The organism is Microcoleus sp. BM001215392, assembly GCF_036700185.1.
In the GTDB taxonomy this organism is placed as follows: Bacteria; Cyanobacteriota; Cyanobacteriia; order Cyanobacteriales; family Microcoleaceae; genus Microcoleus.
In genome coordinates, this window is record NZ_JAUBOJ010000478.1 from 1 (window position 1) to 4828 (window position 4828).

The following is a 4828-nucleotide window of genomic DNA, read 5'->3' on the forward strand; positions in this document are numbered from 1 at the left end:
TGAAATCTTGGGTTTTTTGTGATAAATTGTCGCCCAAATGCGAGAGCCCCTACGAGTAATTTGATTAATTTTGGGGGGAATGTGCGATCGACTTTTGGGGAAACGGGCGATCGACTTTTTGGGGTAGGGAAACGGCACTGCGGTGTCCTCTTTGGCCGTTATGATGTTGTGCAAAACTTTGATAAATTAATGACAGATAAGATCGATCGACCTTACGCAACAGTCATACTCGCGATGAGTGCCGATGGCAAAATTACAGATACCGCCCTCACCGCCGCCAGATTCGGTTCTGTTAACGACAAATCTCACCTCGAACAACAAGTCGCCAACAGTGACGCAGTTCTATTTGGAAACGGCACTTTACGCGCCTATGGAACCACTCTGAGAGTAACTTCCCCCGATTTGATGGAACAAAGGAAACTGCAAGGAAAGCCGCCACAACCGGTGCAAATTGTCTGTTCGCGATCGCGCCAATTTGACCCCAACTGGCGATTTTTCCAGCAACCGGTTCCGCGCTGGCTGTTAACAGGAAATGATTGTAGGGACACGGAATTGCCGTGTCCATCTCCGACGCAAGACTGTAAGTTCGATCGCACTTTAATCGCCAACACCATCGAGGGAGAAATTGATTGGATCGATGCGTTTCAACAGCTAGAAACTCTCGGAATCAAACGTTTGGCAATTTTGGGCGGGGGAAAACTCGTCGCGTCTGTGCTCGCTGCGGGCTCGATCGACGAGCTCTGGCTGACGGTGTGCCCGTTAATTTTGGGCGGCGCGGATGCACCGACACCCGTCGAGGGCAAGGGTTTTTTAGCGGATTTAGCGCCGAAATTAGAGCTTTTGGCAGTCAAACAGGTGGGACAAGAGGTGTTTTTGCATTATCGGGTGCAGAGATAACAAAGCAAAAATACCCATAAATCGGGCAGTTGTATTAAGTTAAATGAACAGGACTTACGCATTGAGTCTCAAAGCTCGATCCCCCCTCTAACCCCCCGATCGAAGGGGGGGACAAGAGTATTCAAAGCCCCTCTTAAAAAAGGGAAGAGTGTTCTTAAAGTCCCCGCAACGATGCGGGGGATGCGAGGGGGATCTCTGCGTAAGTCTCGATGAAGTTCGCTCTACGCACAAATTTCCCTATGCTGCAACAGCCAAAAACTCAACAATATTCTGTAGCCTGGATTAGCAAAATAGGCGAAATCCCGCAAGCCTCCTGGGATGCCTTGGCGATGCCCCTCAAAACTCCTTTTATGGAATGGGATTGGCTGAACAATCTCGAAATCTCGGGTAGCGCCTCAGGTAAAACCGGTTGGCTGCCGCATCACTTGACTGTGTGGCGCGACAAAGATTTGATTGCTTGTGCGCCACTTTATGTCAAAAGCCACAGCTACGGCGAATTTGTGTTTGACAATCAGTGGGCCGATTTAGCTCAGCGTTTGGGTGTACAATACTATCCGAAGTTGATGGGAATGACGCCGTTTACTCCCGCTGAAGGCTATCGGTTTTTGATTGCGCCGGGGGAAGATGAGGATGAGTTAACGGGAGTAATGGTAAGCGCGATCGACCATTTTTGCGATCGCCACAATATCTCCGGTTGCAATTTCCTGTATGTCGATCCAGAATGGCGGCAGCGCATGGAAAAACACGGTTTCAGCACTTGGCTGCACCACAGCTATATTTGGCAAAATCAAGCCTATGAAAATTTTGATGGTTATTTAGGCGCTTTTAATGCCAACCAGCGCCGCAATATCAAACGCGAACGCAAGGCTGTTGACAAAGCTGGTTTCTCACTCAAAACTCTGACGGGCGATGAAATTCCCCAACCGATGTTTGGTCAAATGTATGCTTTTTATGAGAATACTTGCGATAAGTTTGGTTGGTGGGGTAGCAAGTATCTGACTAAGCGGTTTTTTGAACAGTTGCACCACAATTATCGCGATCGCGTTTTGTTTGTCGCCGCCTACGATAAGGAAGATGACAGACAGCCTGTGGGTATGTCGTTTTGTTTGTATAAGGGCGATCGACTTTACGGGCGTTATTGGGGTAGTTTGCAGGAAATTGACTGCTTGCACTTCGATGCTTGTTACTATACACCGATCGAATGGGCGATCGATCGCGGCATCAAAACCTTCGATCCGGGTGCGGGCGGGCGGCACAAAAAACGGCGCGGTTTTCCGGCGATGCCTAACTACAGTTTGCACAGATTTTACAACAATCGTCTGGCGCAAATTCTTAAGTCTTATATCGGTCAAATCAATGAGAGGGAGCAGGAGGAAATTGATTTAGTTAATCAGGATTTGCCTTTTAATCAGGATGATTCTTCGGATTAGACTCGGCGGTTGAAACCGCGTCTATACAGACGAAACAAGCCGGACGCCGGTTAAAGAATCGGCGGTTGAAACCGCGTCTATATAAACGAAATTCGCGACTCGATTTCGCTCGCCGAACACGGACGCGGGTTGAAGGAAGACGGCGGTTGAAACCGCGTCTACACAGACGAAACCCGCCTTCGCGGGTTGAAGAACGGGTGGTTAAAATTACGTTATTTTCTTGAGTCCCTCTGAGCTCGGACATTCTTTGTGTAGACGCGGTTTCAACTGCCGTCTTGTCTAATTCAAAAAAACCCGATTTAATTCAAAAAAACCCGATTTAATTCAAAAATACTCGCCCGTCTTCTTGGATTTCCAGCGATTTTGTATCGGCGCCCAAGTCAGTTGTCGCGCCAAAACTGACTTGCAACATTCCCGGCATCGCCGTGGCTTGCGGGCGAACTAGCATCAATCCGCCGTCTGGACGCTGGTAAGTAAGGGTGATTGGCACTTTGATGTTTGTGAGAACAATTTCCGATTGTTCGCCCAGAGTGCGCGGTGGGGTAACGCCTACGACTTGATAATTGATCAGGGCATTGGTGGTATTCACCAGTTTAATTACTACCGTGCCGGATGCTGGCGTAACTCGCGCACTCGGCATCGGGAAGCGGGGAGGCGCGTCTGTTGTTGTCGGTTTTGAGGGCATCCCGTTGGGGCTGGGGCTGACAGCGGGACTCGGTTCGGAAACGGGCTTTCCTGTTCCTGGAGTGGCTGCGGGACTCGGTTGGGAAACGGGTTTTCCTTGTTGGGGTGGGGGGCCGCCTGCTTGGGAAAGTGTCGCTAGACTGACGAGTAAACCGCCGCAGGTGGCTGCTAGCAAGCTGATTTTTTTGAACGGTTGATTGTGGCGAAACATAAATAACTCCTCACAAGTTCGATCGAGATTTCCAACAAAGTTTATGTTAATCTATACCGGAATTGAATTTTAATAGCTGGGTTTGGGCGCGAGGTAGAAATAATCAGGGTTTGAGGATTAGATTTTTTTTACCGCAGAGGCCGCAGAGGGCGCAGAGGAAGAGGGGAAGAGGGGAAGTTTTAGGGGCGAGATGTTTCTGATTTGTGGGCGGGGAGAATGACGGTAATGGCGGTACCTTCAGAGAGTTGGCTTTCTATGTGGATTTGGCCGTGGTGATTTTCGATAATGGCTTTGGCGATGGCTAATCCTAAACCGGAACCGGCGGCGCTGCGGTGGGTGCGGGCGGGATCGGCGCGGTAGAATCGATCGAACAAATGCGGTAGGGCTTCGGGGGAAATCCCCATTCCGGTGTCTGTGACTTTGATTTGCAGTGCAGAATTGATCGCGGACGGATTTCTTTTGTTTTTGACTGCAAGCTGCAATTCTACTTCAATTTCGCCGCCCGATGGCGTGTACTGGACGGCGTTGCTGACAAGATTGGTAAACAGTCGTGCTAGTTGATCCCAGTCGCCTAAAACTGTAAAGTTATTTTCAGTGTCGGGCGAATCGATTATTTCCAAACAGAGAGAGAGATTTTGGGTAAGGGCGATCGCGAGTTGTTCTTCAATCACCTCGATCAACAAAGCATCCAGAGGCACATCAACCCACTGCTGCTGCACGATTCCGCTGTCTTGTCTGGCTAAAAACAGCAAATCGTCAACCAACCGCCCCAAACGGCGCGTCAGGCGTTCTATCACCTGTAGCTGTTGGTGTTGCTGCGGTTCGATATCCGGTTCCGCCAAGGCTACTTGGACATTAGTTTGAATAGTGGCGATCGGGTTTCTGAGTTCGTGGGAAGCATCAGCAGTAAACTGTTTGAGGCGACTGTAAGATTCTCTCACAGGTGCGATCGCCAATCCCGACAGCAACCAGCCAATAGCCGCCACGCAAATTAAAGTTAAACTCGCGCCCAAAATCAAATCCAGAATTAATTGGCGGATCGGTTTTGTTACTTCAAACCAAGGATGGCTGACTCGCAAATATCCCAAAACTTGGCGCCCAATTTCCACGCGCTGCGTAACTTGTCTGAGAGAATAGTTTTGATCGGGCTGCAACTTATTATTAATAATCCAAACAGTTTCGCCCGTGCGGTTAGCGCGAATTGGAACATTCAGCGGTTCCGACAAAGTAGACCACAGCAACTCGCCCGTAGGACTGAACCATTCTAAATCAATGTGGTCGTCTTCTACCGCATCGCTGCTGTCTCGAAAACTCGCTTGAATATTAACTTGCAACTTAGTTTTAGCACCCGTACTCGGGGAAGTTACCGGTTCGATAACGAGAGTTCGCTCTACTATTTCGACCACGTGATTGAGAGTGTCGTCGATGCGATCGATCAAAGTATTGCGAACGTAGAAGTAGAAACCCGTGGCAAATAAAAGTAACAATACAGCAGTAACGGCAGTGTACCAAATAGCAAGGCGGCGGCGGGTAGCTTGAAACATATTGCGAAGTTAGTTGTTAGTTGTTAGTTGTTAGTTGTTAGTTGTTAGTTGTTAGTTGTTAG

General features: G+C 49.0%; 4 protein-coding genes. 2 read left to right on the top strand and 2 right to left on the bottom strand.

The annotated features are described in order from the left end of the window. Positions 1 to 189: 189 nt before the first annotated feature. Both QT974_RS31015 and QT974_RS31020 read left to right on the top strand, forming a co-directional pair. Positions 190 to 897 (top strand): RibD family protein, encoded by a 708-nt coding sequence (locus tag QT974_RS31015; protein ID WP_333472215.1) that lies wholly within the window; start codon positions 190 to 192, stop codon positions 895 to 897. A gap of 239 nt (positions 898 to 1136) precedes the next feature. Next, positions 1137 to 2327 carry a GNAT family N-acetyltransferase gene (locus QT974_RS31020; RefSeq protein ID WP_333472216.1) on the top strand — a complete coding sequence of 397 codons (1191 nt, stop codon included), beginning with the start codon at positions 1137 to 1139 and terminating at the stop codon, positions 2325 to 2327. 319 nt (positions 2328 to 2646) lie between these two features. Here the strand turns inward: QT974_RS31020 and QT974_RS31025 are convergent, their stop codons facing one another. Together QT974_RS31025 and QT974_RS31030 are read right to left on the bottom strand one after the other, a co-directional pair. Continuing rightward, positions 2647 to 3222, bottom strand: coding sequence for a hypothetical protein (locus tag QT974_RS31025; RefSeq protein ID WP_333472217.1), 576 nt, complete (start codon positions 3220 to 3222; stop codon positions 2647 to 2649). A 179-nt stretch (positions 3223 to 3401) separates the two neighbouring features. Beyond that, the gene (locus QT974_RS31030; RefSeq protein ID WP_333472218.1) at positions 3402 to 4766 is read right to left on the bottom strand and encodes a sensor histidine kinase; all 1365 of its coding nucleotides are present in this window, start codon (positions 4764 to 4766) and stop codon (positions 3402 to 3404) included. Positions 4767 to 4828 lie beyond the last annotated feature (62 nt).

Coding starts and splice junctions, on each gene's coding strand:
- QT974_RS31030 (WP_333472218.1), bottom strand. CDS start 4,766: ATGTTTCAAGCTACCCGCCGCCGCCTTGCTATTTGGTACACTGCCGTT.
- QT974_RS31015 (WP_333472215.1), top strand. CDS start 190: ATGACAGATAAGATCGATCGACCTTACGCAACAGTCATACTCGCGATG.
- QT974_RS31025 (WP_333472217.1), bottom strand. CDS start 3,222: ATGTTTCGCCACAATCAACCGTTCAAAAAAATCAGCTTGCTAGCAGCC.
- QT974_RS31020 (WP_333472216.1), top strand. CDS start 1,137: ATGCTGCAACAGCCAAAAACTCAACAATATTCTGTAGCCTGGATTAGC.